Raw genomic sequence first — 24,280 nt, forward strand, 5'->3', positions numbered from 1 at the left:
TGCACAATGCCTTTCTTATGGCTAGAGAATGTGCAGCAATCCGATATGCTTGGTTTTTGTGCATGCCTGAAGTGACAAAATTGGCTTCGCCGCTCGACGTCGGCGGCGTGACGATCCGCAACCGCGTCTTCCTCGCGCCCATGTCGGGAATAACGGACGAGCCGTTCCGGCAGCGCGCCTACGCGCATGGCGCGGGCCTGGTCGTGTCGGAAATGGTGGCGAGCGGCGAGCTTGCCAAGGGCAGGGCCGGCTGCGACCTGCGCATCCGTCATTCCGGGCTGCCCGTCCATATGGTCCAGCTTGCCGGCCGCGAGGCCGAGCACATGGCCGAGGGCGCGCGCATCGCTGCCGGCGAGGGCGCCGACATCATCGACATCAATATGGGCTGCCCGGCCAAGAGGGTGACCGGCGGCTATGCCGGCTCGGCGCTGATGCGCGATCTCGACCACGCGCTGTCGCTGATCGAAGCGGTGATCGGCGCGGTCCAGGTGCCGGTCACGGTCAAGATGCGGCTCGGCTGGGACGACAATGCGCTCAATGCACCCGTCTTGGCGCGCCGCGCCGAAGAGGCCGGTGTTAAAATGGTGACCGTGCATGGGCGCACGCGCTGCCAGTTTTATCAAGGCAAGGCCGATTGGGGCGCCATCGCCCGCATCAAGGACGCCGTCTCGATCCCGGTGGTCGCCAACGGCGATGTGGGCTCGCCCGCGGAGGCCGCCGAAATCCTTGAACAGTCGGGCGCCGACGCGGTGATGATCGGTCGTGCCCATTATGGCGCGCCATGGACGGCGGGCCGCATTGCGGCGACGGCTGCGGGCGACGCGCTCTCCGGCGTGCCGGAAAGCCCGCAAGCCATGGCCGACTACATCGTTTCCCACTACGAGGACATGCTGACGCTTTACGGCGTCGAAAGCGGCTTGCGCCAGGCGCGCAAGCATCTCGGCTGGTATCTCGACCGCCACGCTGCTGGCGTTTCCGATGGGCGGCGGAAAGCCATCCTCACCTCTTTCGAACCCGCCCGCGTCATTGCCTTGCTGCATGAGGTGTTTTCCGGCGAAGCCACGCCCTTGCGGAGCGCCGCATGAACGCCACGGTCACACCGAGCTCCGACATGGCGGATGCCGCCAGTATCGTGCTGAACACCATCCGCCGTCCGGTCATCATGGTCGATCCGGACGGGTTCATCACCTACGCCAATGCCGATGCGGAAGACTTCTTCCGCTCAAGTGCCAACATGCTTGCCCGCAACACACTGTCCAAGCTGATCCCGTTCGGCAGCCCGTTGCTGCAGCTGGTCGACCAGGTGCGCGAGCGCCGTGCGCCGGTCAACGAATACCGTGTCGACGTGTCGTCGCCGCGTCTCGGAATCGAGAAGGTCGTCGATCTTTATGTCGCGCCGGTGCCGGAATTCCCAGGCTCAATCGTGGTGATGTTCCAGGAACGCTCGATGGCCGACAAGATCGACCGGCAGATGACACACAGGGGTGCCGCGCGTTCGGTCACCGGCCTTGCCGCCATGCTGGCGCATGAGATCAAGAACCCGCTGTCCGGCATACGCGGCGCCGCACAGCTGCTCGAACTCTCGGCGTCGGACGAGGATCGCGCGCTGACCCGCCTCATCACTGACGAGACTGATCGCATAGTCTCCCTCGTCGACCGCATGGAAGTGTTTTCCGACGAGCGGCCGATTGACCGCTATCCTGTCAACATCCATGTCGTGCTGGATCATGTGAAGGCAATCGCCAAGAACGGTTTTGCCAAGAGAATCAGGATATTGGAGGACTATGATCCATCATTGCCTCCGGTTTTCGCCAACCGCGACCAACTGATCCAGGTGTTTCTCAACCTGGTCAAGAACGCCGCCGAGGCGATCGGCGGCGACCCGCAGGGCGAGATCGTGCTGTCGACCGCGTTCAGGCCGGGCATCCGCGTTTCCGTTCCCGGAACCCAGGACCGCGTGTCGCTACCGCTTGAATTCTGCGTGCGCGACAATGGGTCCGGCGTTTCGGAAGACATTCTGCCGATCCTGTTCGATCCGTTCATCACCACCAAGCCGAACGGCTCGGGGCTCGGCCTGGCGCTGGTGGCGAAAATCGTCGGCGAGCATGGCGGCATCATCGAATGCGATTCGACGCCGCGCGGCACCACCTTCCGAATCCTGATGCCGGCCTGGAAAGAAACACCCATCGACACTGCCGATGATGAAGGCGAAGGAGACCGCAAATGACGGTTCGCGGCAATATTCTCGTCGCCGACGACGATGCGGCCATCCGCACCGTGCTCAATCAGGCGCTGTCGCGCGTCGGCCATGAGGTGCGCGTGACCTCCAACGCCTCGACGCTGTGGCGCTGGGTGGCGGCGGGCGAGGGCGATCTGGTGATCACCGACGTTGTCATGCCGGACGAGAACGCCTTCGACATGCTGCCCCGCATCAAGAAGGCCCGGCCGGAGCTGCCGGTCATCGTGATGAGCGCGCAAAACACTTTCATGACGGCTATTCGTGCTTCCGAAACAGGTGCTTACGAGTATCTGCCGAAGCCGTTCGACCTGACCGAGCTGCTCAACATCGTCAATCGTGCGCTGTCAGAGCCGCGCCGACCGAAGATCGATACGCGACCGGAAGAACAGCCTGACGCCATGCCGCTGGTCGGCCGCTCGGCCGCCATGCAGGACATCTACCGCATGCTGGCGCGCATGATGCAGACCGATCTGACGGTGATGATCTCGGGCGAGTCCGGCACCGGCAAGGAATTGGTGGCGCGCGCGCTGCACGAATATGGCCGCCGCCGCGGCGGTCCGTTCGTCGCCATCAACATGGCGGCGATCCCGCGCGACCTTATCGAATCGGAACTGTTCGGCCATGAGAAGGGCGCCTTCACCGGCGCACAGAACCGCTCGACCGGCCGCTTCGAGCAGGCCGAGGGCGGCACGCTGTTCCTCGACGAGATCGGCGACATGCCGATGGAGGCGCAGACGCGGCTGCTGCGCGTGCTGCAGCAGGGCGAATACACCACTGTCGGCGGGCGCACGCCGATCAAGACCGATGTGCGCATCGTCGCCGCCACCAACAAGGATCTGCGCACGCTGATCAACCAGGGGCTTTTCCGCGAAGATCTGTTCTATCGCCTGAACGTCGTGCCGCTTCGGCTGCCGGGTTTGCGTGAGAGGTCGGAAGACATTCCCGATCTGGTGCGGCATTTCTTCAAGATCGGCGCCAGCGAAGGCTTGCAGACCAAGCGCATTTCGACCGGCGGCATCGAATTGATGAAGCGCTATCCGTGGCCGGGAAACGTGCGCGAGTTGGAAAACCTGGTGCGCCGGCTTGCGGCGCTCTATTCGCAGGACGAAATATCAGCCGAGATCATTGAAGCCGAGCTGAAGACAGGCGAAAGACCGGTCGTTCCCGGCGGCGGCAATTTGATCCCGGACGATCTATCCATCGGCCAGGCGGTGGAGCACTTCCTGCAGCGCTATTTTGCCTCTTTCGCCGGTGAGTTGCCGCCGGCAGGTCTCTATCAGCGCATCTTGTCCGAGGTCGAATATCCGCTGGTGCTCGCTTCCATGACGGCAACGCGCGGCAACCAGATCAAGGCGGCCGAATTGCTCGGCTTGAATCGCAACACGCTGCGCAAGAAGATTCGCGAGCTGGGCGTCAACGTCTATAAATCGTCGAGATCATGAGCGCCTGGCGCCCGAAGTGACGCGAGGTCGTCCCCTTTTCAGGGGATCGGCGGCCGAAAGATTTCCGTCACGGCCACACTTGTTGCATAATCGCCACAATGCGTTGCATACATCCGACGCAATCACTGGCTCTTAGACGGCGACATGGCTTCGCAAGCTCTGACATCAAACGAACCGCTTTTCAGCAGACCCGGCCAGAGGGATGGACGGCGGCTGCTTGCGTTGCCCGGCGTTGTGGCAATTGCCGGCGCGCTGGTTACGGCGGCAATCTCGTTTGCGATTCTTGTCGGCGCCACGCCGATCACGCCAGACGCAAACACAACGCTGACGCTGATTGCGGCCAATGCCTTATTTGTGCTGGCGCTGATTGCCCTCGTCGGCCGCGAGGTGCATCGCATCACCATGGCGCGCCGGCACGGCAAGGCGGCGTCGCGGCTGCATGTGCGCATCGTGACGATGTTTGCGCTGGTCGCGGCCATCCCCGCCATCATGGTGGCCATCATCGCCTCGATCACGCTCGATATCGGCCTCGACCGCTGGTTCGAGATCCGCACCAAGGCGATCGTCAACTCGTCGCTGTCGATCGCCGACGCCTATGTGCAGGAAAACGCTCGCAATCTTCAGGGCACGACGCTGTCGATGGCCTACGATCTCGATGCGTCGCGCACGCTTTACGGCCTCGATCGAACCGGCTTTCTCGACCTGATGAACAAGGAAGCCGTCGGCAGAAGCCTGGTGCATGCGGCGCTGGTCAGGGAAGACGGCTCCTTTGTCGTGAGTGCCCAGACCGATGCGGACTTCGCCATGCCAGCACCGCCTGAGGGCGCGGTGGCAAGTGCGGCCGACGGCAAGCCGGTGCTAATCGAGCCGAAGACGCGCAACATCATGGGCGCCATCATCAAGCTGCGGGAGATCGAAGGACTCTACCTCTACACCAATCGCCTGGTCGACCCCGAAGTGATCAAGGCGAGGGCGATCGTCCAGTCCAACACCGCCGAATATCGCGGCCTGGAAGACAACAGGCGGACGTCGCAGGTGGCGTTCGCGCTGCCCTATCTGTCACTGACGCTGATCATCATCCTGTCGGCCATCTGGACCGGCATAGCGGTGGCCGACCGTCTGGTGCGGCCCATCCGTCAGCTCATCGGCGCGGCTGACGAGGTTGCGACCGGCAATCTCGATGTCGCCGTGCCGGTACGGCCTTCCGACGGCGATGTCGCCTCGCTTGGCGATACGTTCAACAAGATGCTGCTGGAGCTTAAATCGCAGCGCAACGAGATCCTGTCGGCCAAGGATTTGATCGACGAACGGCGTCGTTTCTCGGAAGCGGTGCTGGCCGGCGTCACCGCCGGCGTCATCGGCGTCGATCCCTACGGCATCGTCTCCATCGTCAACAAATCGGCCGAAACGATGCTGGCCATATCGGCCACGGCGGCGCTGGGGCAGAACCTGTCCGCCGTGCTGCCGCATGTCGGCCGTGTCTTCGAGATCGGCCGCAAATCCGGCAAGCCGGTCTATCGCGAGCAGGTCACCTTCTATCGCACCGGCGCCGAGCGTACCTTCAACGTGCAGATCACCATCGAGGCCGGCGACGACGGCGAGGAGGAGAAATCCTACGTCGTGACGGTCGACGACATCACCGATCTGGTCCAGGCGCAGCGCTCGTCGGCGTGGGCGGATGTGGCGCGGCGCATCGCACATGAGATCAAGAACCCGCTGACGCCGATCCAGCTCTCGGCCGAGCGCATCAAGCGCCGCTTTGGCAAGGTCATCACCGAGGACCGCGAGATTTTCGACCAGTGCACCGACACGATCATCCGGCAGGTCGAGGATATCGGCCGCATGGTCGACGAGTTCTCGGCTTTCGCCCGCATGCCCAAGCCCGAGATGAAAGCCATCGATCTGCGTGAATCGCTGCGCGAGGCGTCGTTCCTGGTCGAAGTCAGCCGCGCCGACATTGCTTTCGAACGCGTGTTCGGCAACGAACCGCTCAAGGGCACGTTCGATAGCCGATTGATGGCGCAGGCTTTCGGCAACGTCATCAAGAACGCGGCCGAGGCGATTGACGGGCTGGAACAAAAGGACGGTTCGCACGGCATAATCCGGATTCAAGCTGCCCGGCAGAATGGCGCGATCAGAATCGACGTCATCGACAATGGCAAAGGCTTGCCACGCGAGAACCGCCAAAGGCTGCTCGAGCCCTACATGACGACGCGCGAGAAGGGCACCGGGCTCGGTCTCGCCATCGTCAAGAAGATCGTGGAGGACCATGGCGGGCGGCTCGAATTGCACGATGCGCCTGCGGATTTCCACGGTGGACGCGGCGCGATGATCTCGATCATCCTGCCGCCAGCTGCCGCAACCGCGCCGCCACGCGATCAAGGCGAAACGGAACACGAACGAGAAACTGAAAAGGTCGGTAATGGCGTCTGATATTCTCATCGTCGATGACGAGGAAGACATCCGTGAACTCGTCGCGGGCATATTGAGCGACGAAGGGCATGAAACCCGCACGGCATTCGATGCCGACAGCGCGCTCGCGGCAATCGCCGACCGGGCGCCGCGGCTGATTTTCCTCGACATCTGGTTGCAGGGCTCGCGCCTCGACGGGCTGGCGCTGCTCGACGAGATCAAGACGATGCATCCGAGCCTGCCGGTGGTGATGATCTCCGGCCACGGCAATATCGAGACAGCGGTGTCGGCCATCCGCCGCGGCGCCTATGATTTCATCGAGAAGCCGTTCAAGGCCGACAGGCTGATCCTGATCGCCGAGCGGGCGCTCGAAACCTCGAAATTGCGGCGCGAGGTGTCCGACCTCAAGCAGCGCAGCGGCGAAACCTTCGACCTGATCGGCATGTCGTCGGCGATGAGCCAGCTGCGCCAGACCATCGAGCGCGTGGCGCCGACCAACAGCCGCGTCATGATCATCGGTCCGTCCGGCTCGGGCAAGGAGCTCGCCGCGCGCGCCATCCACACGCTGTCGACGCGCAAGGGCGCGCCGTTCGTGACGCTGAGCGCGGCCAACATCACGCCCGAGCGCATGGAGATCGAGCTGTTTGGCACCGAATCGAACGGCACCGAGCGCAAGGTCGGCGCGCTTGAAGAGGCGCACCGCGGCATTCTCTACATCGACGAAGTGGCCGACATGCCGCGCGAGACGCAGAACAAGATTTTGCGCGTGCTGGTCGAACAGCAGTTCGAGCGGGTCGGCGGCACCAAGCGGGTCAAGGTCGACGTCCGCATCATCTCCTCGACCTCGCAGAACCTGGAGGCGATGATCGCCGACGGCCGTTTTCGCGAAGACCTCTATCACCGCCTGGCGGTGGTTCCGGTCATGGTGCCGGGCCTGGCCGAGCGGCGAGAGGACATTCCCTATCTCGTCGACAATTTCATGAAGCAGATCGCTCGCCAGGCCGGCATCAAGCCGCGCCGCATCGGCGACGATGCGCTTGCCGTGCTGCAGGCGCACAACTGGCCGGGCAATGTCCGCCAGCTGCGCAACAATGTCGAACGGCTGATGATCCTGGCGCGTGGCGACGATATCGATGCGCCGATCACCGCCGACCTGTTGCCGTCGGAGATCGGCGATGTCATGCCGCGCACGCCGAACCAGTCCGACCAGCACATCATGGCGCTGCCGCTGCGCGAGGCGCGCGAACAGTTCGAGAAGGACTATCTGATCGCCCAGATCAACCGTTTCGGCGGCAACATCTCGAAGACGGCGGAATTCATTGGCATGGAGCGCTCGGCGCTGCACCGGAAACTGAAGTCGCTGGGGGTCTGATCCCCATTGTTGTTGGTCCAGCGGGCCGTGGCCCGTGCAATTGCCGGTTACGGCAGCGGCGGAATCGCCTAGAAATAGCGAGACTGTTCTGAGGGATAACCCATGCCGCGCATTGCCTATGTGAACGGGCGCTATGTCGCCCATGCCGACGCTGCCGTGCATATCGAGGATCGCGGCTATCAGTTCGCCGACGGCGTCTACGAGGTCTGCGAGGTGGCGCAGGGCTTTATCGTCGACATGCCGCGCCATCTTGCCCGGCTGAACCGCTCGCTTAGCGAATTGTCGATCGACTGGCCGGTCACCAAGGGCGTGCTGCCGCTTCTTCTGCGCGAGATCGTGCGGCGCAACCACGTCGTCAACGGCCTGGTTTATGTCCAGGTTACGCGCGGTGTTGCCAGCCGCGACTTCGTTTTCCCGGCCGATACACCGTCATCGCTGGTGATTACGGCCAGAAAGGCCGACCCGGCGGCGGCCGCCAAGCGAGCCGAGGCGGGCATCAAGGTCATCACCGTGCCGGAAAACCGTTGGGACCGGGTCGACATCAAGAGCACCGGCCTGCTGCCCAACGTGCTGGCCAAGCAGAAAGCCAAGGAGGCCGGCGCCCAGGAAGCCTGGTTCGTCGACACCGATGGCAACGTCAAGGAGGGCGGCTCGTCCAACGCCTGGATCGTTACAAGGGACGGCGTTCTGGTTACCCGGCCGGCGGAGCATGGCATCCTGCGCGGCATCACCCGCACGACCATGTTCGAAGTGGCGGCAAATCTCGGGTTGACGATCGAGGAGCGCGGTTTTTCAGTCACTGAAGCCAAGGCTGCGCGAGAAGCTTTCATCAGTTCGGCAACGACAATCGCCATGCCGGTCGTGGCAATCGACGGTGCCGCGGTCGCCAATGGGAACCCCGGTTCGATAACACTTTCATTGCGGCAAGCCTTTTTTGACGTTGCGGAAAAAAGTCCAGCCTGATAACCGCACAGACGGACTGCACATCAATATATCTCGTTCTGCTTGTCGTTACTGACGGCAAGGGGGTGTTTGCAAGCTTGACATGTGCCCGCTAATTTGGCGCATTGGCCTGCAAACCGAAGGGGATCGGCGAAAGACAAGAACAATGGCGGAACGATCGCAAAACCTTCAGGACCTGTTCCTGAATTCTGTTCGCAAGAGCAAAAATCCACTCACCATCTTTCTCATCAACGGCGTCAAGCTGACCGGCGTGGTCACTTCCTTCGACAATTTTTGTGTTCTGCTGCGCCGTGACGGCCACTCCCAGCTCGTCTACAAGCATGCCATTTCCACGATCATGCCGAGCCAGCCGGTTCAGATGTTCGATGGCGAGGAAAGCCAGGGCGCCTGATTGGCACGTGAAAAAGACGCGGACCGCGGCGTCCGCGGGAAACCAGCACATAATTCCGGGACGGAAGCCACAGGTCCGACCCGGGCGGTTGTCATTGTGCCGGTGCTTACCCGGCATCAGCGCAACGATGACGAAACGAACCGTCCACGGCTGACGCGTTCGGCGGATGCGCGCCACGACGAAGCGGTCGGCCTTGCCCGCGCCATCAACCTGGATCTGATCCACACGGCGGTGGTCACCGTCAACGATCCACGCCCGGCAACCTTGCTCGGCAGCGGCAAGGTCGCGGAATTCGCCGAGATCGTCAAAGAGGGTCACGCGGAGGTGGTCATCGTCGACCATCCGCTGACGCCGGTGCAGCAGCGCAATCTCGAAAAAGAAATGAATGCCAAGGTGCTCGACCGCACCGGACTGATCCTGGAGATTTTTGGCGAGCGCGCGCGGACCAAGGAGGGCACGCTGCAGGTCGAACTTGCCCATCTCAACTACCAGAAGGGCCGCCTGGTGCGGAGCTGGACCCACCTTGAACGCCAGCGCGGCGGAGCCGGCTTCCTCGGCGGCCCCGGCGAAACCCAGATCGAATCGGACCGGCGGCAGCTGCAGGAAAAAATCATCAAGCTCAAGCATGAGCTGGAAACGGTGCGCCGCACCCGCGACCTGCACCGGGCCAAGCGCAAGAAGGTGCCGTTCCCGGTGGTGGCGATCGTCGGCTACACCAATGCCGGCAAGTCGACGCTGTTCAACCGGCTGACCGGGGCCGACGTGCTGGCCGAAGACATGCTGTTTGCCACGCTCGACCCGACGCTGCGCCGCGTGCGCCTGCCGCACGGCACGCCGATCATCCTGTCGGACACAGTCGGCTTCATTTCGGACCTGCCGACGCATCTGGTCGCCGCCTTCCGCGCCACGCTGGAAGAGGTCGTCGAGGCCGATCTGGTCATCCACCTGCGCGATATTTCGGATCCGGATACCGCAGCGCAAGCCGAGGACGTCGAGCGCATTCTCGCCGATCTCGGCGTCGATGCCGGCGATGCCAAGCGCGTCGTCGAAGTGTGGAACAAGGTCGACCTGCTCGACGACGGCAACCGCGAGCGTCTGCTTGCCGACGGCACTGACGCCAACAAGGCGCCGCCGATCGCCATCTCGGCCGTCACCGGCGAAGGCATCGATGCGCTGAAGGCGCTGATCGAGACCAGGATGTCGGGCGAACTCGAGGAATTGACGGTGACGATCGAACCGGCGCAGTTCGGCCTTGTCGACTGGCTCTACCGCAATGGCGACGTCGTTTCGCGGGTAGACAATGAGGATGGCAGCGCAACCATTGCACTCAAGGCTACGCACAGCGCGCGGCATGAGATCGAAAGCCGATTGCACCGCAAAAACAGGCAGTAAGCCTGATTATTTCGCGCTCTTGGCCTGCTGCCAGAGCGCTTCCATCTCGTCCAGCGTGGCTTTTTCGAGCGTGCTTCCCGATGCATCGATCGCGCGCTCGACATAGTGGAAGCGCGAGCGGAACTTTTCGTTGGTGCCGCTGAGCGCCGCTTCCGAATCGAGGTTGAGGTGACGGCCCAGGTTGACGACGGCAAACAGCATGTCGCCGAATTCGTCCTTGATCTCAGCCGTTTCGCCCTTGGCCAGCGCCTCGCGCAATTCGCCGATCTCTTCCTCGATCTTGTCGAGGATGGGTGCTGCCTCGCTCCAGTCGAAACCGACACGGGCAGCCTTTTCCTGCAGCTTTAGCGCCCGCGTCAAAGCGGGCAGGGCGACGGGCACGCTGTCCAGGAACCCCTTGCCATTGTCTTCGGGGTCGAGGCCGCGGGCGAGGCGGGCGCTTCGCTTTTCGGCTTTTTCCTCAGCCTTGATCTTTTCCCACATGCCCTTTGCCATGCCGGCGCTGCGCGCCTTCTCGTCGCCGAAGACATGCGGATGGCGGCGGATCATCTTGGTGGTGATGGCCTCGACCACATCACCGAAGGCAAAATCGCCGGCTTCCTCAGCCATCTGCGCGTGGTAGACGACCTGCAGCAGGAGATCGCCGAGTTCGTCGCGCAGATCGTCGAGATCGCCGCGCGCAATGGCGTCGGCCACCTCATAGGCTTCCTCGATCGTATAGGGCGCGATGGTCGAGAAATCCTGCTCGATGTCCCAGGGACAACCGGTCTTCGGCGCCCTGAGCGCCGCCATGATCTCGATCAGCCGGGAAATGTCGCGCGAAGGTTTCATGCGGCGAATGCTATCCCGCTGCCTGTCGTGCGGCCAACGGCGTCAGCCGGAGAGGGGAGATTGTCCACAGCGAGCTTCAGCCGAGTACCGACACAACCGCCTTGGCGAGGTCATCCATGCCGTCCTCGGGCAGGCCGGCGACGTTGATGCGGCTGTCGCCGACCATGTAGACGCCATACTCCGCACGCAGCCGCTCGACTTGCGCCTCGGTCAGGCCAAGCCTGGAAAACATGCCGCGATGGCTGGCGATGAAGTCGAAGCGGTCGGAGTTGGACTGCCGGCGCAGCGCGTCGGCGAACTGGACGCGCAGCCTCAGCATGCGCAGCCGCATCTCCTCCAGCTCCGCCTCCCAGTCGGCGCGAAGGCCATCATCTTCCAGCACCATGCGCACGGCGGCGGCGCCATGGTCCGGCGGCATCGAATACATGGCGCGCGCCGCCGCCAGCATCTGGCTCATCGCCACATCGGCTTGCGCACCATCCTTCGCCAGGATCATCGCCGCGCCGACGCGGTCGCGGTAGACGGCAAAGTTCTTCGAGCAGCTCGAGGCAACGACCATTTCAGGCACCTTGCCCGCGAGAAGGCGCAAGCCGGCCGCATCGGCGTCCAGGCCTTCGCCAAAGCCCTGATAGGCAATGTCGACAAAGGGCAACAGCCCGCGCTCGACGACAAGATCGGTGACGCTGGCCCATTGCGCGATATCGAGATTGGCGCCGGTCGGGTTATGGCAGCAGCCATGCAGCAGCACGATATCGCCGGGCTCGGCTGCGCCAAGCGTTGCCAGCATCTCGTCGAAGCGCACCGCGCCGGAAACGGCATCGAAATAGGGATAATCGCGCACCTTGAGGCCGGCCCCGCGCATCACCGGCGGGTGGTTCGGCCATGTCGGGTCCGACAGCCAGACGGTTGCGTCGGGGCGGGTCCGCTTCAACAGCTCCGCCACCAGCCGCAGCGCGCCGGAACCGCCAGGCGCTTGCGCGGCGCGGATGCGCGTCATGTCGGCAGCGGGGCCGAAGGCCAGCTTGACCATCGCCGTGTTGAAGCCGGTGTCGCCGGCAAGGCCGAGATAGGTCTTGGTGTCCTGGTCCTGCAGCAACCGCTTCTCGGCCTCGCGCAGGGCGCGCATGACCGGCGTCCTGCCGTCGCGGTCCTTGTAGACGCCGACGCCGAGATCGATCTTGCCGGGGCGCGGATCGGCGCGATAGAGGCCGATCAAGGCGATGATCTTGTCAGCCGGGGCAGGTTGCAGGGTCTCGAACATCAATACGGCTCCAATGGCGGCGGAGTAATACGCAAAGCGGCCGCGTTTCGCCAGTGCTTCCATCTGCGCCAGTCCGCTAGCGTACTGGACCGTTACGCCAAGCTTTGTCTGTACGGCAGGGGTCGGCGGCTATGGCGACGGGTTCATTCCAATCCGCCGGATAAGCACCCGTCCAATCACGGCGAGACCGATGCCGGTCAGCAGGGAGAAACCGCCGAGCATGCCGGCCAGCCCGGCAAGGAACCAGCGTCCGGCGAAGCTGTCGACGGAGGCATTTTGCGGATTGGTTGGGTCGTAAGCGACAGGGACGCTGTCGCCATCACCCCAGAACGAGCTGTGGACGGCATTGTTGAAGCGGATGACGGTGCCGTCGGCGGTCGAGAACTCGATGCGGGGATTGTATTCGGCGGCGACAATCCTGCCTGTCGCCGAAGCGGTACGAGGGCCGTACATCTCGACGATGGCCAGCACGCCGGAAGCGATCAGTCCGACAATGCCAAAGATGATGAACACCCTGCCGACGATCGGCAACGCTGCAAAACCCGTTACACGACTACCATTGGCCATCTTTTGCTCCTGGGACAGACGGATAAGGCTAGACTTCATCCATAAAGCAAACATCTGCCGCACGGGAGATGGGTAAGTGCGCAGCGGACTTCTGATTGCATGATGCCTATTGTGGCGACGCAAAAAAGTTTTGGTGGCGATGGATTAAGATCCCCGCCTGTTTCGTAAACGGGGCATGAAACGGTCGATGCCACGCTTCGATATTGTCGGACAGCTGGGTTCGCTCAGGCGCTACGCACGCTCGCTGACGCGCGACGGCACTGACGCCGAGGATCTGGTGCACGATGCGCTGGTGCGCGCCTACGAGCGGCGCGACACATTCCGCTCGGGCGGCAATCTGCGGGCATGGTTGCTGTCGATCGTCCACAACGCTTTCATCGACAAGATGCGCTCGCGCCGGTCGGAAGCAGCGCGTGTCGAGCAGGCCGGCTATCTCACCGATGCCAGCACCCCGGCGCCTCAGGAACATTCCGTGCGACTGGCGCAGGTGCGCGAGGCCTTTTTCAGTCTGCCGGAGGAGCAGCGTTCGGCGCTGCATCTGGTCGCCATCGAGGGCCTTTCCTACCAGCAGGCCGCCGACGCCAGCGGGGTGCCGCTGGGCACGCTGATGTCGCGCATCGGCAGGGCGCGCGCAGCACTGCGCGAGATGGAAAACGCTGCACCTTCGCCGGCCAAAAGCCATCTGAGGATCGTGGGAGACCCGTCATGACCGACCTGTTGCGGGACCCGGTGACCGATACCGATCTCGATTCTTATGTCGACGACCAGCTGGATGTCGCGCGCCGCATCGAGGTCGAGGCGTTCCTCTCAGTTCGTCCGGAGGCTGCGGCGCGGGTGATGTCCGACTTGAGGACGCGCGACGAACTGCGCCTGGCGCTGGCTGCTTCCACAGGCATGGCGCGGCCGGCGACGACTGAAGTCGCGCGCCGGCTGGGCAGGGGACTGGCCAGTCGCCGCGTCTTCGCCGTGCTGCAGCGGGTGGCCGCGGTCGCCGTCTTTGTCGCTGCCGGCTGGCTGGCGAACGGCCTCTTCGGGCCGCTGCTGGTGACCAAGGTCGTGGCTTCGCCGCCGCCGCCCGCCTATGTCGAAGAAGCGATCCGGGCGCACAAGACGACGCTCATGCGCGAGGCGATGCCCTCGCAGCTGGAGGCGCCCAACTACAATGGCGACGAAATCCGCGCCGCCACCGCAATCGTCATGCCATCGCTGCCCAAGGACTGGAAGGTCCGCGACGTGCAGATCTATCCGTCGCGCTTCGGGCCGAGCGTCGAAGTGGCGCTGGAGACGAAGGATATGGGGCTGGTCTCGCTGTTTGCGATCCGGCCCGGAACCTTCGACGTGGTCAAGCCTGCCATCGCGCCCTCCGGCGACATCTCCTCTGCCTATTTCCAGATCGGCGAGGTCGCGTACGCGGTCGTCGCGCGCAGCGATGTCCACGACCTCGACCGCGCCGCCGAGACGCTTGCCAAGACACTTTACTGATCAGGACACTTTACTGAGACCACATAAGGAGAACCCGCATGAATACCCCTGACCTCGGATACCGCATGGGCACTGGCGCGCGCGCCGGCGCCGTCTATGACGAGGGCCTGCGCAGCCACATGCTGCGTGTCTATAACTATATGGGCATCGGCCTCGTCGTCACCGGCATCGTCGCCATGGTGGTCGCTTCGACGCCGGCCCTCTACGTGCCGATCTTTTCCAGCCCGCTGAAATGGGTGGTGATGCTGGCGCCGCTCGCCTTCGTGCTGCTGTTCTCGTTCAAGATGCAGACGATGTCGGCGGCGAGCGCCCAGTTGATGTTCTGGGCCTTCTGCGCGGTGATGGGCCTGTCGCTGGCTTCGGTGTTCCTGGTCTTCACCGGCACCAGCATCGCGCGCACCTTCTTCATCACCGCCACGATGTTCGGCGCCACCAGCCTCTACGGCTACACGACCAAGCGCGACCTGACCCAGTTCTCGTCCTTCCTGATCATGGGCCTGATCGGTGTGGTGATCGCCAGCGTCGTCAACATCTTCCTTGGCTCGACCGCGCTGCAGTTCTCCATTTCGGTGATCGGCATCGCGGTGTTCGTTGGCCTGACCGCCTGGGACACGCAGACGATCAAGGAACAGTATGCGGAGAATTTCGACGCGGAATCGCAGCAGAAGCTCGCCGTCTTCGGCGCGCTGTCGCTCTACCTGAACTTCGTCAACATCTTCCAGCTGCTGCTGAACTTCACCGGCGAACGCGAATAGTCGAACCGTAGCAGGGCAACAATCTCGATCTCGCAGTGGCCGGAGGAGAATCTCCGGCCACTGTCGTTTTTGCCGTCGAGACATCGCTCCTCTATCAGCGCGATGTCGCTGCGCCCTTGAGTCCATGGGGGCTTTTGCTAACCTGCCGCTCGCACGCAGCTTTCCGCGAGAACGCATGGAACAAGTGACGCTTCACGGCGACGGCATCTCGGCAACCATTGTCGGGCAGGGGGCCGAGCTCGTCTCCTTGCGCAATGCCGAGGGTCTGGAGTTTTTGTGGCAGGCCGGGCCGGAATGGCGGCGGCATTCGCCGGTGCTGTTTCCGATCGTCGGCCGGCTGAAGGGGGACCAGCTTCGCCATCGGGGCCGGGTCTATCCCCTGACGCAGCACGGATTTGCCCGCGACAAGCCATTTGTGTGGGCTGACGCGAGCCCCCGATCCTGCGCGCTGGTGTTGACCGACGATGCCGATACACGCACGCGCTATCCGTTCGCCTTTCGCCTTGCCATCACCTACACGCTCGAGCGTCGCGAACTTGGTGTGAGCTTCGAGATTGCCAACACCGGCGACGAGACGCTGCCAGCCTCCATCGGTGCACATCCGGCTTTCAATTGGCCATTGCAGCCGGGGCTCGCCAAGACAGACTACCACCTGACCTTTGCCCAGAACGAGCCGGCGCCGATCCGCCGGCTGAAGGATGGCCTGGTGGTGGCTGCACCACAGCCGACGCCCATCGAAGGCAAAACGCTGGCGCTTTCCGAACAGCTGTTCGAGGCAGACGCCGTGATCCTCGACCGGCCGGCCAGCACCAGCGTGCGCTATGCCGCCCGTAACGGTGCGGCGATCGAGATGTCGTGGCAGGGTTTTAGGGAATTGGGCATCTGGTCGAAGCCGGGCGGCGCTCCGTTCCTGTGCATCGAACCCTGGCATGGCCTCGCCAGCCCCGTCGATTTCGATGGTGAGTTCGCGGACAAGCCGGGCGTGATGCTGATCGCGCCCGGTGAAAAGCGCGTGCTGAGCTATCAGGTACGGCTCGAGCATGCGCCGCTGTGACCGATGAACCAGAGACAGGCGCGATGAAACTTGGCTTCATCGGCACGGGTGCCCTTACAGCGGCCATTGTCAGCGGGCTCAAATCCGTCGCGGATAACTCCGTCTCCGTGCTGCTGTCGCCGCGCAATGAAGAGATCGCCGCAGAGCTGGCAGCCCGTTATCCGGATGTGCGTATCGCTGATGACAATCAGGCGGTTCTCGATCAATGCGACCTGGTCATGCTGGCTGTCCGGCCGCAAATTGCGCATGACGTCCTGCCGGGTTTGCGGTTTCGGCGCGAGCATCACCTCATCAGCTTGATCGCCACGCTGCCGCGCGAGGAGATTGCCCGCTTGACCGCACCCGCGCACCAGGTGACGAAAGCGCTGCCCATGCCGATGATCGCCCACCGGCTGGGGGCAACGATCATCTGCCCGCCGGATGCCACTCTCGCTGCCTTGTTCGGCAATCTGGGGAAAGTGATCGAGGTCGAGAACTCAGCCGAATTCAACGCGTTGAGCGTGGCCACCGCAACCTATGCCAGCTACTTCAGATATCTCGATACGATCAACAGCTGGCTCAAGAGGAATGGCGTGGAGGAAGGGAAGGGGCGCGATTACATCGCCTCGCTTTTCAAAGCCTTGGGAAGCGCTCCTGATATGTCGCCGGATGCCGACTTCATGCATCTGGCGCAGGACTATGCGACGCGCGGCGGCATCAACGAACAGGTTCTTCGCGAACTCACGGCGCGAAACGTGTTCGAGGCGCTCACCGAGAGCCTGGACGGCGTACACCGGCGCATCGTCGGCGATACGCCTTGATGGGCGGCACCTTGAAGTTCCCTGATGATCAGGAGTATGGCTCCAACGGATGTTCCGGACCGTTTCGGGAGGGTCGGCGGGTGCCTGGATGCTTGAAATTGGGCTTTGTGGCAGCGGCGCTGGCTGTGCTGATTGTCTTTCCGGTCGCTGCCGCCGACATCGACCGCGCCAGCATCTACCGCGCGCAGTCGGTGACCAGCGGCACTGGCGAGGAGAACCGGGCGTGGGGCCTGGCGCCGTGCCTTGAAGAGGTGCTGGTCAAGGTTTCCGGCGACCCGCGGCTGATCGGCGACCCGCGTGTTGCGGACATGAGCCGGCACGCGGCCGACTATGTCACTGGTGTCGGCTACCGCGACCTGCTCAACAACCGCCCGCCGCATGACGAGCAGGGCACCCACGACCGGCCGCATTACATCACCGCCGATTTCGACCCGGACGAGATCGATGCCTTGCTGGCGTCGCTCGGGCGCAAACCGTGGGCGGTGCCGCGGCCAAAAATCGTCGCACTGCTGGATGTAAGGCCGATGAAAGGCGACGGCTTCACGCTGGTGCGCGATGGCGGCGGCGAGCTTGCGGCGGATATGCGCGTTGCGCTGGCGGACGCGGCGCACCGGACCGGTTTGCCGCTGGAGTTGCCTCGGCCGTCCGACGTCGCGCTCGCCGACGTGGCCAACACGCTGGATGGGGACGCCCTGCTTGCCGGCACTTTGGTATGGCGCCAGGAAGCGCTGGGCTGGGTCGGCGACTGGCGGCTCAGCTTCAAGGATAAGGACTATCGCTGGCAGGTACGTGGCGTCAGTTTCGACGATGCGTTCCGCAACGCCACGCGCGGAACGCTGCAGATCCTGTCGGGGAATGGACAGCCGGAAGCCGTCACGCCCTGACTTCAAGGGAACCTTCTTGCCGGAGCACCGTAAACAAAGTGGCGGGCAAGCTTTGAGCAAGGAGGTAGAATTGCAACATCGCCGGATCGACATTGACGGAAACAGCATCTTCTATCGCGAAGACGGCCCGCCTGATGCTCCCGTCCTTCTCCTGCCGCACGGCTATCCGTGCTCGTCCTATCAATTCCGACGGTTGATGCCGGCACTTGCCGATCGCTGGCATACATTCGCGCCGGACTTTCCCGGCTTTGGCTATAGCGCCACGCCCGAAATGTTGGTTTTTGGCTATGATTTCGATGCCTATGCCGAGTTTCTGACAGCTTTCGCCGATGCGCTCGGCATGTCGCGCTATGCTCTCTGGCTGCACGATTATGGCTCGCAGATCGGACTGCGCCACGCCATCGCACATCCCGAGCGCATCGCGGCACTCATCATCCAGAACGGCGATATACACCAGGATGTTCTCGGGCCGAAATACGCTGGGATAAAAGCCTATTGGAAGGAAAAGACGCCCGAAAAGCACCGGCCGTTGGAAGAGGCGGTGAGCGAGGAGGGGTTCCGGCACGAGTTTGTCGGAGAGGTGGATTACGCTGTAGCCGAGCGCGTGCCTCCCGATCTTTGGAAACTCCACTGGCCTTTGATGGACACGCCGATCCGCCGGCGGCTCGCGGTCGGCCTGATGGAGAAGCTGGAGGCGAACCTCGGCTGGTTCCCGCGCTATCAGCGCTATCTGCGCGAGCACCAACCGCAGACGCTCATTGTCTGGGGCCCCGAGGATGGTTACATGCCGGCACAATCGGCGCATGCCTACCACCGCGATTTGCCGGAAGCAGAACTTCATCTCATCGGCGGCGCCGGCCACTGGCTGCTCGAAACCCATTTCGATGAGGCGCTTCCCCTGGTGCGCGATTTTCTGGCGCGCGTCCACAGTCAGGAAGCGAAAGGGACGGGCCGGGCGTAGACCCCTCCGTTGCGGCCATCGGATCGATCTGCAACCATGGCGCCATGATGGAAAAGTCTGCCGCGCCCTGGCCACTGCTGCAAATCGCGATCGAGCCGAAGTCGCGGGCCGATCAGGAGAAGCTGCTTGTCACTTCGTCCAAGCTCGCGCCTGACGACCGCGACCCGTCCGCTGCCGTGGCCATGGCCAGATGACGTCGCCAAAATTCTCCTCGCGGGCAGGGTTCCTTGTCGGCCTCGGCATCACGCCCGTCGCCTTTTTCCTGGCGCTCTATTCGGCCGGAGCCGGGCATGGCGACTATGGGCTGGCGCGACTTCTCTATCCGGTCCCCATGCTGGCAACGCTGTTGACCAACACTACGATCACCGGCCTTTCGATCGGATTGGCTGCGCTGCAGTTTCCCGCCTATGGGGCATTTGTTGCGGGCGCCGGCGGCTCCAGATGGCTGGCCCTTGGCGTCTTCCATCTTGTTGCAATCGCAGCAGCCTTCAGCGGCCTCCTGGAAAGCTTCTCGGGATGACGCTCCTGTTCGTTATCCTGGTGCCAGCCCGTCGAGCAGGAAGTCGAGGCCTTTGCGAAGGCGCCATCCCAATCGCTAAGGGGAGAGGGGGGAACCGACCTGAAGCAGCCGCTCGTTAATGAGGCGATCATCCCATACCTGCACCTCGATGAACTTGTCGTACTTCATCGTTGGATCGGTCTTCCAGCGCTCACCGGGCATCCCAAATTCGGCCACGACGGCTTCGATCTCACCAAGAGTAAACACTTGCCCGTGGTATCGCTTTCGTTGGGGGCGAAGATCGTCACGCGTCGCGATCGGGAGACTTGCCATGCTGTCCGGATAGGTGAAAGTGAGCGTCTCCGGTGGGAACTCTCGCAGTCGCATAACGAGTCGGCTTGGCCGTGACGGGTCTTTGCCGTCGGCAAAGTCGCCAAGAAAGAAATAGACCGGACGCTCTAGCTTCGTGGGCCCAAGCAGTCGGCGCCGTTCTCGAATGAGCCATTCCTCCGTTAATCGTCGCCTCTCCAAGTAGTTTGGTTTGATAGCGCGCAGCCCAGACGCTCTGATCTCGTCAAGAACCCGTTCTGCCTGCTCTTCGGAAAGCTCGCAAACATTTCTGCACGGTCCTCGACGGGGATCGTAGTTGTGAGTGATGACCTCGGGGAACGATTCCATTCGGGGAAGCTATACGAACCGCGCGTCAGCAGGCCACATCGCTGCCAGATGGATGCCCTTGAGGGTACCCGTTGGGACGTTGTCGGCAAATCATGCGTTGTATCGCAGCCATGGGATGGTGACCGCCCAGTGAGCCGCCGGCCTGCATCTCAGTCAGCAGGGCGTATATTGGCACGCCGCTAATGGAAGCAGCAGCCACATATGAAAGTCGCATAAGATAGATTATGGAACTTATTACATGAGGCTGCAGCTGGGAAATGACGCGGACTTTCATAGGCTTGGCATGATCGACGCGTGTTGCCTTGAGCCGATGGCCAACGCTACGCTGTGTCGATGACGACAGGAAAGCGTGACATCGAAGCGGCGATCGAAGTGTTCGTGCACGGCTTCAGTACCGATAAGAGCCGTTCCTTTCCCTACGAGGCCAGCCGCGTCGGACCCTTGTGGCTGATGCGCGATGCCGAGCGCAAGAATGCACGCGATTACCGTGACGAAGAATGGATCGTCCATGACGTCGCCGCCGAGGAAGCCGATGCCATCGTGCGGCAGCATGCGCGGCCGAGCTTTGCCGTTTCGGTCGTGATCGCGAATGATGGCCCGGACGAACCAACGCGAACGGCCTACAAGGCGCTCGGCTACCGGCTGCTGCGGACGGAAGGCTTTTTCGTCCAGTCGCTGCGCCAAATTCCAGACCCGCCAGCAATCGTCTCTATCGAACGCGTGAGGACGGCTGAACGCGCTGCACAACTGGGAAAGGTCATACGCAGGCGGACACTTCCAGACGATCAACTCGGCGACGATGCGCCGTTTCGCCAGTATGTGGCGCTCGATGGCGACGCCATCGTCGGGCGTGTGCGCAGCATAGACGCCGTCGGCGCCACATGGTGCTCGGCAATGTTTGTCGAGCCTTCGCACCGGCGTCGAGGCATCGGCCAGGCGCTGATGGCCAAAATGCTGCATGACGACAAAGCGCATGGGTCGCGGTGCTCGATGCTGTTGGCGACGCCGGAGCGCTGCTTTATCCCCGCATGGGCTATGAGCGGATTGGAACGCTGCTGATCTTCGCACTGAAGAACCGAACGTCCTTATAAAGATCTGCTCGTATCATGCTGTCTCATAAAGGAATTTCGATCACCATGCCGTCATAGGCCGGAGTGACGTTGGCCGGCACCTCGGCCTTCACCGTGGCATAGTCGAGCGGCACATGCATATGCGTCAGCACGGCCTGTTTCGACGCCAGTTTTTCAATCCAGCCAAGCGCCTGACCGAGCGACAGATGACTGGGATGGGTATGGTACTGCAAGGCATCGATGACCAGCATGTCCAGGCCGCGCAGCCGCTCGGCGGTGGTATCCGGGAAGTCGCTTATATCGGGGCAGTAGGCCAGCCCGCCGATGCGGAAGCCGAGCGAAATGATGTCGCCATGGATCTGCGGCAGCGGCTCGAGGGTGAGGGCACCGCCCTCGCCTTCGATCGTCACCGCCCTTGCGTGATCGATGATGTGCGGCCTGACGATCGGCGGATAGGAGCTGCCAAGCGGCGTCTCGAAGCAATAGCCGAACGCTTCGCGCAGCCTGAGCATGGTCGGCTGGTCGGCATGGACATCGATCAAATGGCGCTGCTCCAGCACGTAGCCGCGCAGATCGTCGATGCCGTGGATGTGGTCGGCGTGCGGATGCGTATAGACGACGGCGTCGATGCGCCGGACCGCCGCCATCAGCATCTGCTCACGGAAATCAGGCCCGGTGTCGATGACGACCGTGGTTCTGGCGCCGTTGGCTGCTATCCGCTCGACGAGCGCGGCTGAGCGTGTACGCCGGTTTTTCGGATTGGCCGGGTCGCAATTGCCCCAATCGCCGGTGATGCGCGGCGTGCCAGGTGACGAGCCGCAGCCGAGGATGGTGAGGCGCAGCCGGTCGCTCATGCGTCAGAGCCCGGCGGGCCGCGGCATCTTGCCGAACAGCCGGAAGAAGTTCGCCGTCGTCAGCGTCGCGATCTCGGCTTCGCCAACGCCGACCGTCTCCGCCAGCACCTTGGCTGTATGCGCGACATAGGCCGGCTCGTTGCGTTTGCCGCGGAACGGCACCGGCGCCAGATACGGCGCGTCGGTCTCGACCAGCAGCCGGTCATGCGGCACATCGGCTGCGATGGCGCGTAAATCGGCGGAGTTCTTGAAGGTCAGTATGCCCGAGAAGGACACATAGCCGCCAAGCGCCACGCCGACCTCTGCCAGCCGTCGCCCCGACGAAAAACAATGCAGGATGAAGGGGAAGGCGCCCTTCCCTGTTTCGTCTTCGAGGATGGCAGCCATATCGTCGTCGGCATCGCGCGAATGGATCACCAGCGGCAGCCCGGACTCGCGCGCGGCCGATATGTGAGTGCGAAAGCCCTGCGCCTGCGCGTGGCGTGGCGCCTTGTCGTAGAAATAATCCAGCCCGGCCTCACCGATCGCCACCACCTTCGGGTGCGCGGACAGGCGCACAAGGTCCTCAGCCGTCACATCCAGCTCTTCGCCGGCATTGTGAGGATGGGTGCCGACCGAGCAATAGATTTCGTCGAAACTCTCGGCAATCTCAAGCACTTGCGCAAACCGCTTCACGCGTGTCGAGATGGTCACCATGCGACCTATACCGGCAGCCTTTGCGCGGGCGACGATGGCCGCCCGCTCCTCGGCGAAATCCGGAAAGTCGAGATGACAATGGCTGTCGACGAGCATCAGGCGCTCGCCTCAGGGTTTTCGACATAACGCGGAAACACGCCCTCCGGCGCGGGCAGCGCCGTGCCGGGCACCAGCGCATAGTCGGCATGGACATGCGCGAAGTCACGCTTGTCCGCCGGCACCGCCAGCAGGTCCAGCAGCTTGCCGGCCGACCCCGGAATGTAGGGCTGGCACAGCAATGCCACGCGCCGCACCAGTTCGGCGGTCGTCCACAGCACCGTTTCCATACGCGCCGGATCGGTCTTCTTCAGCGCCCAGGGCGCCTGCGAGGCGAAGTAGCGATCCGCTTCCGCCACAACGCCGAAGATCGCCGCCAACGCGAGATGGATGCCCTGTTCCGCCATCGCCTGGCGCGCGGTACCCAGCGCTTCCACCGCCTGGTCGAGGATCGCGCTGTCGGCTTCGGTCAGCTCGCCGCGATGCGGCACCACGCCGCCGCAGTTCTTGGCGATCATCGACAGCGAGCGCTGCGCCAGATTGCCGAGACCGTTGGCGAGATCGGCATTTGTGCGGTTGACGATCGCGTCATGGCTGTAGCTGCCGTCCTGGCCGAATGGCACCTCACGCAAGAAGAAATAGCGCACCTGGTCGAGGCCGTAATGCTCGACCATGGTGAAGGGGTCTACGACATTGCCGACCGACTTCGACATTTTCTCGCCGCGGTTGAACAGGAAGCCATGCGCGAAGACGCGCTTCGGCAGTTCGATGCCGGCCGACATCAGGAAAGCCGGCCAGTAGACGGCATGGAAGCGGACGATGTCCTTGCCGATAATGTGCGTGGCCGGCCAGTAGCGCCATTGCTCGGCCTTGGTGTCGGGATAGCCGGCAGCGGTGATGTAGTTGGTCAAGGCATCGACCCAGACATACATCACATGCTTGTCGTCGCCGGGCACCGGCACGCCCCAATTGAAGGTCGTGCGCGAGACCGAGATATCCTTGAGGCCGGATCTGACGAAGCTCATCACCTCATTTCGGCGCTCGGCCGGACCGACGAAATCGGGCTGGCTTTCGTACAGCGCAAGCAATTTGTCCTGATAGGCGGAAAGCCTGAAGAAGTAGCTTTCCTCCTCATTCCATTCGACCGGCGAGCCAAGCGGCTCGCGGCGCACGCCGTCGTCGCCGAGCGTGGTTTCGCTCTCTTCGAAATAGCCTTCCTGGCGGACCGAATACCAGCCACTGTAGCGGTCGAGATAGATGTCGCCATTGGCCGCCATCGCCTTCCAGATCGCCTGGCACGACTCGTAGTGGCGTGGTTCCGTCGTGCGGATGTAATCATCATTCGAGCCGCCCAGGACCTCTGTCATCGAACGGAAGATCGCCGAGTTGCGGTCGGCAAGCGCGAGTGGCGTTATGCCTTCCTTCTCGGCCGTCTGCTGCATCTTGAGGCCGTGTTCGTCAGTGCCGGTGAGGAAGAGCACGTCCTTGCCGTCCAGGCGCTGGAAGCGGGCCAGCGCGTCGGTCGCGATGACCGTATAGGCGTGGCCGATATGCGGCTTGCCGTTCGGATAGAAAATTGGTGTCGTGATGTAGAATGTGTCGCGTGACATGAATTAACCGTCATGAATGGCCGAATGAATG

At 62.9% G+C, this 24,280-nt stretch carries 25 protein-coding genes; 18 read left to right on the top strand and 7 right to left on the bottom strand.

Annotation, left to right across the window (positions count from 1 at the left end; all coding sequences use genetic code 11):
* Positions 1–62 precede the first annotated feature (62 nt).
* From dusB to hflX, 8 genes are all read left to right on the top strand, one after another.
* Positions 63–1,085, top strand: coding sequence for a tRNA dihydrouridine synthase DusB (gene dusB / locus ACYG9Y_RS10590; RefSeq protein ID WP_023738876.1), 1,023 nt, complete (start codon positions 63–65; stop codon positions 1,083–1,085).
* Positions 1,082–2,227, top strand: a complete 1,146-nt coding sequence (locus ACYG9Y_RS10595; protein WP_023706549.1) for a two-component system sensor histidine kinase NtrB — start codon at positions 1,082–1,084, stop codon at positions 2,225–2,227. Before dusB ends, ACYG9Y_RS10595 begins: the two co-directional genes overlap by 4 nt.
* Positions 2,224–3,681, top strand: a complete 1,458-nt coding sequence (ntrC, locus tag ACYG9Y_RS10600; protein WP_023710528.1) for a nitrogen regulation protein NR(I) — start codon at positions 2,224–2,226, stop codon at positions 3,679–3,681. The genes ACYG9Y_RS10595 and ntrC overlap by 4 nt, the downstream gene beginning before the upstream one ends.
* 144 nt (positions 3,682–3,825) lie before the next feature.
* Positions 3,826–6,114 (top strand): sensor histidine kinase NtrY-like, encoded by a 2,289-nt coding sequence (locus ACYG9Y_RS10605; protein WP_023738875.1) that lies wholly within the window; start codon positions 3,826–3,828, stop codon positions 6,112–6,114.
* Positions 6,104–7,465: a nitrogen assimilation response regulator NtrX gene (gene ntrX / locus ACYG9Y_RS10610; protein ID WP_023668929.1), complete on the top strand. Its 1,362-nt coding sequence runs from the start codon at positions 6,104–6,106 to the stop codon at positions 7,463–7,465. The genes ACYG9Y_RS10605 and ntrX overlap by 11 nt, the downstream gene beginning before the upstream one ends.
* Positions 7,466–7,567: 102 nt before the next feature.
* On the top strand, positions 7,568–8,428 hold the full coding sequence (locus ACYG9Y_RS10615) for a D-amino-acid transaminase (protein WP_023738874.1): 861 nt from the start codon (positions 7,568–7,570) through the stop codon (positions 8,426–8,428).
* A gap of 145 nt (positions 8,429–8,573) precedes the next feature.
* Complete coding sequence (hfq, locus tag ACYG9Y_RS10620) at positions 8,574–8,819, top strand: RNA chaperone Hfq (protein ID WP_006202172.1); 246 nt, start codon at positions 8,574–8,576, stop codon at positions 8,817–8,819.
* The gene (hflX, locus tag ACYG9Y_RS10625; protein ID WP_023738873.1) at positions 8,820–10,211 is read left to right on the top strand and encodes a GTPase HflX; all 1,392 of its coding nucleotides are present in this window, start codon (positions 8,820–8,822) and stop codon (positions 10,209–10,211) included.
* 6 nt (positions 10,212–10,217) lie between these two features.
* Here hflX and mazG read toward each other — a convergent pair whose 3' ends face one another.
* The 3 genes from mazG to ACYG9Y_RS10640 all read right to left on the bottom strand — a co-directional run bounded on the left by mazG (position 10,218) and on the right by ACYG9Y_RS10640 (position 12,870).
* The gene (mazG, locus tag ACYG9Y_RS10630; protein WP_023738872.1) at positions 10,218–11,042 is read right to left on the bottom strand and encodes a nucleoside triphosphate pyrophosphohydrolase; all 825 of its coding nucleotides are present in this window, start codon (positions 11,040–11,042) and stop codon (positions 10,218–10,220) included.
* 76 nt (positions 11,043–11,118) lie between these two features.
* Positions 11,119–12,303 (bottom strand): amino acid aminotransferase, encoded by a 1,185-nt coding sequence (locus tag ACYG9Y_RS10635; RefSeq protein WP_023691284.1) that lies wholly within the window; start codon positions 12,301–12,303, stop codon positions 11,119–11,121.
* 129 nt (positions 12,304–12,432) lie between these two features.
* Positions 12,433–12,870 carry a DUF3592 domain-containing protein gene (locus ACYG9Y_RS10640; protein WP_023706554.1) on the bottom strand — a complete coding sequence of 146 codons (438 nt, stop codon included), beginning with the start codon at positions 12,868–12,870 and terminating at the stop codon, positions 12,433–12,435.
* 175 nt (positions 12,871–13,045) lie between these two features.
* On the opposite strand from ACYG9Y_RS10640, the gene ACYG9Y_RS10645 reads away from it, so the two are divergent.
* The 9 genes from ACYG9Y_RS10645 (at position 13,046) to ACYG9Y_RS10685 (ending at position 19,326) form a co-directional block, all read left to right on the top strand.
* Complete coding sequence (locus tag ACYG9Y_RS10645; protein WP_023688465.1) at positions 13,046–13,579, top strand: sigma-70 family RNA polymerase sigma factor; 534 nt, start codon at positions 13,046–13,048, stop codon at positions 13,577–13,579.
* A complete protein-coding gene (locus ACYG9Y_RS10650; RefSeq protein WP_023710522.1) occupies positions 13,576–14,352 on the top strand; it encodes an anti-sigma factor family protein in 777 nt (258 codons plus the stop codon). Before ACYG9Y_RS10645 ends, ACYG9Y_RS10650 begins: the two co-directional genes overlap by 4 nt.
* A gap of 38 nt (positions 14,353–14,390) precedes the next feature.
* Positions 14,391–15,107 (top strand): Bax inhibitor-1/YccA family protein, encoded by a 717-nt coding sequence (locus tag ACYG9Y_RS10655; RefSeq protein WP_023738871.1) that lies wholly within the window; start codon positions 14,391–14,393, stop codon positions 15,105–15,107.
* 175 nt (positions 15,108–15,282) lie between these two features.
* On the top strand, positions 15,283–16,161 hold the full coding sequence (locus tag ACYG9Y_RS10660) for an aldose 1-epimerase family protein (protein WP_023738870.1): 879 nt from the start codon (positions 15,283–15,285) through the stop codon (positions 16,159–16,161).
* Between the two features lie 23 nt (positions 16,162–16,184).
* Positions 16,185–16,961, top strand: coding sequence for a pyrroline-5-carboxylate reductase (locus ACYG9Y_RS10665; protein ID WP_023738869.1), 777 nt, complete (start codon positions 16,185–16,187; stop codon positions 16,959–16,961).
* Positions 16,962–17,068: 107 nt separating this feature from the next.
* Positions 17,069–17,845: a DUF2066 domain-containing protein gene (locus tag ACYG9Y_RS10670; protein ID WP_031253419.1), complete on the top strand. Its 777-nt coding sequence runs from the start codon at positions 17,069–17,071 to the stop codon at positions 17,843–17,845.
* A gap of 52 nt (positions 17,846–17,897) precedes the next feature.
* Positions 17,898–18,806, top strand: a complete 909-nt coding sequence (locus ACYG9Y_RS10675) for an alpha/beta fold hydrolase (protein WP_032923825.1) — start codon at positions 17,898–17,900, stop codon at positions 18,804–18,806.
* Between the two features lie 47 nt (positions 18,807–18,853).
* Positions 18,854–19,000, top strand: coding sequence for a hypothetical protein (locus ACYG9Y_RS10680; protein WP_156929791.1), 147 nt, complete (start codon positions 18,854–18,856; stop codon positions 18,998–19,000).
* Positions 18,997–19,326, top strand: a complete 330-nt coding sequence (locus tag ACYG9Y_RS10685) for a hypothetical protein (RefSeq protein ID WP_023696110.1) — start codon at positions 18,997–18,999, stop codon at positions 19,324–19,326. Before ACYG9Y_RS10680 ends, ACYG9Y_RS10685 begins: the two co-directional genes overlap by 4 nt.
* A gap of 75 nt (positions 19,327–19,401) precedes the next feature.
* Here the strand turns inward: ACYG9Y_RS10685 and ACYG9Y_RS10690 are convergent, their stop codons facing one another.
* Positions 19,402–19,983 (bottom strand): hypothetical protein, encoded by a 582-nt coding sequence (locus tag ACYG9Y_RS10690; protein WP_023738865.1) that lies wholly within the window; start codon positions 19,981–19,983, stop codon positions 19,402–19,404.
* Positions 19,984–20,433: 450 nt separating this feature from the next.
* On the opposite strand from ACYG9Y_RS10690, the gene ACYG9Y_RS10695 reads away from it, so the two are divergent.
* Positions 20,434–21,042: a GNAT family N-acetyltransferase gene (locus ACYG9Y_RS10695; protein WP_460222753.1), complete on the top strand. Its 609-nt coding sequence runs from the start codon at positions 20,434–20,436 to the stop codon at positions 21,040–21,042.
* Positions 21,043–21,097: 55 nt separating this feature from the next.
* Here the strand turns inward: ACYG9Y_RS10695 and ACYG9Y_RS10700 are convergent, their stop codons facing one another.
* From ACYG9Y_RS10700 to metG, 3 genes are read right to left on the bottom strand one after another with little or no spacing between them, the layout of a single operon-like run.
* Positions 21,098–21,907: an MBL fold metallo-hydrolase gene (locus ACYG9Y_RS10700; protein WP_023738864.1), complete on the bottom strand. Its 810-nt coding sequence runs from the start codon at positions 21,905–21,907 to the stop codon at positions 21,098–21,100.
* Between the two features lie 3 nt (positions 21,908–21,910).
* Positions 21,911–22,699 carry a TatD family hydrolase gene (locus ACYG9Y_RS10705; RefSeq protein ID WP_023728031.1) on the bottom strand — a complete coding sequence of 263 codons (789 nt, stop codon included), beginning with the start codon at positions 22,697–22,699 and terminating at the stop codon, positions 21,911–21,913.
* The gene (metG, locus tag ACYG9Y_RS10710; RefSeq protein ID WP_023738863.1) at positions 22,699–24,249 is read right to left on the bottom strand and encodes a methionine--tRNA ligase; all 1,551 of its coding nucleotides are present in this window, start codon (positions 24,247–24,249) and stop codon (positions 22,699–22,701) included. The genes ACYG9Y_RS10705 and metG overlap by 1 nt, the downstream gene beginning before the upstream one ends.
* Positions 24,250–24,280 lie beyond the last annotated feature (31 nt).

It is taken from the genome of Mesorhizobium sp. W050 (genome assembly GCF_054719535.1).

Excerpts from the sequence above, each read along its gene's own strand:
- dusB (WP_023738876.1), top strand. The coding sequence starts at position 63 with ATGCCTGAAGTGACAAAATTGGCTTCGCCGCTCGACGTCGGCGGCGTG.
- ACYG9Y_RS10595 (WP_023706549.1), top strand. The coding sequence starts at position 1,082 with ATGAACGCCACGGTCACACCGAGCTCCGACATGGCGGATGCCGCCAGT.
- ntrC (WP_023710528.1), top strand. The coding sequence starts at position 2,224 with ATGACGGTTCGCGGCAATATTCTCGTCGCCGACGACGATGCGGCCATC.
- ACYG9Y_RS10605 (WP_023738875.1), top strand. The coding sequence starts at position 3,826 with ATGGCTTCGCAAGCTCTGACATCAAACGAACCGCTTTTCAGCAGACCC.
- ntrX (WP_023668929.1), top strand. The coding sequence starts at position 6,104 with ATGGCGTCTGATATTCTCATCGTCGATGACGAGGAAGACATCCGTGAA.
- ACYG9Y_RS10615 (WP_023738874.1), top strand. The coding sequence starts at position 7,568 with ATGCCGCGCATTGCCTATGTGAACGGGCGCTATGTCGCCCATGCCGAC.
- hfq (WP_006202172.1), top strand. The coding sequence starts at position 8,574 with ATGGCGGAACGATCGCAAAACCTTCAGGACCTGTTCCTGAATTCTGTT.
- mazG (WP_023738872.1), bottom strand. The coding sequence starts at position 11,042 with ATGAAACCTTCGCGCGACATTTCCCGGCTGATCGAGATCATGGCGGCG.
- ACYG9Y_RS10635 (WP_023691284.1), bottom strand. The coding sequence starts at position 12,303 with ATGTTCGAGACCCTGCAACCTGCCCCGGCTGACAAGATCATCGCCTTG.
- ACYG9Y_RS10640 (WP_023706554.1), bottom strand. The coding sequence starts at position 12,870 with ATGGCCAATGGTAGTCGTGTAACGGGTTTTGCAGCGTTGCCGATCGTC.
- ACYG9Y_RS10645 (WP_023688465.1), top strand. The coding sequence starts at position 13,046 with ATGAAACGGTCGATGCCACGCTTCGATATTGTCGGACAGCTGGGTTCG.
- ACYG9Y_RS10650 (WP_023710522.1), top strand. The coding sequence starts at position 13,576 with ATGACCGACCTGTTGCGGGACCCGGTGACCGATACCGATCTCGATTCT.
- ACYG9Y_RS10655 (WP_023738871.1), top strand. The coding sequence starts at position 14,391 with ATGAATACCCCTGACCTCGGATACCGCATGGGCACTGGCGCGCGCGCC.
- ACYG9Y_RS10660 (WP_023738870.1), top strand. The coding sequence starts at position 15,283 with ATGGAACAAGTGACGCTTCACGGCGACGGCATCTCGGCAACCATTGTC.
- ACYG9Y_RS10665 (WP_023738869.1), top strand. The coding sequence starts at position 16,185 with ATGAAACTTGGCTTCATCGGCACGGGTGCCCTTACAGCGGCCATTGTC.
- ACYG9Y_RS10680 (WP_156929791.1), top strand. The coding sequence starts at position 18,854 with ATGGAAAAGTCTGCCGCGCCCTGGCCACTGCTGCAAATCGCGATCGAG.
- ACYG9Y_RS10685 (WP_023696110.1), top strand. The coding sequence starts at position 18,997 with ATGACGTCGCCAAAATTCTCCTCGCGGGCAGGGTTCCTTGTCGGCCTC.
- ACYG9Y_RS10690 (WP_023738865.1), bottom strand. The coding sequence starts at position 19,983 with ATGGAATCGTTCCCCGAGGTCATCACTCACAACTACGATCCCCGTCGA.
- ACYG9Y_RS10695 (WP_460222753.1), top strand. The coding sequence starts at position 20,434 with ATGCGCGATGCCGAGCGCAAGAATGCACGCGATTACCGTGACGAAGAA.
- ACYG9Y_RS10700 (WP_023738864.1), bottom strand. The coding sequence starts at position 21,907 with ATGAGCGACCGGCTGCGCCTCACCATCCTCGGCTGCGGCTCGTCACCT.
- ACYG9Y_RS10705 (WP_023728031.1), bottom strand. The coding sequence starts at position 22,699 with ATGCTCGTCGACAGCCATTGTCATCTCGACTTTCCGGATTTCGCCGAG.
- metG (WP_023738863.1), bottom strand. The coding sequence starts at position 24,249 with ATGTCACGCGACACATTCTACATCACGACACCAATTTTCTATCCGAAC.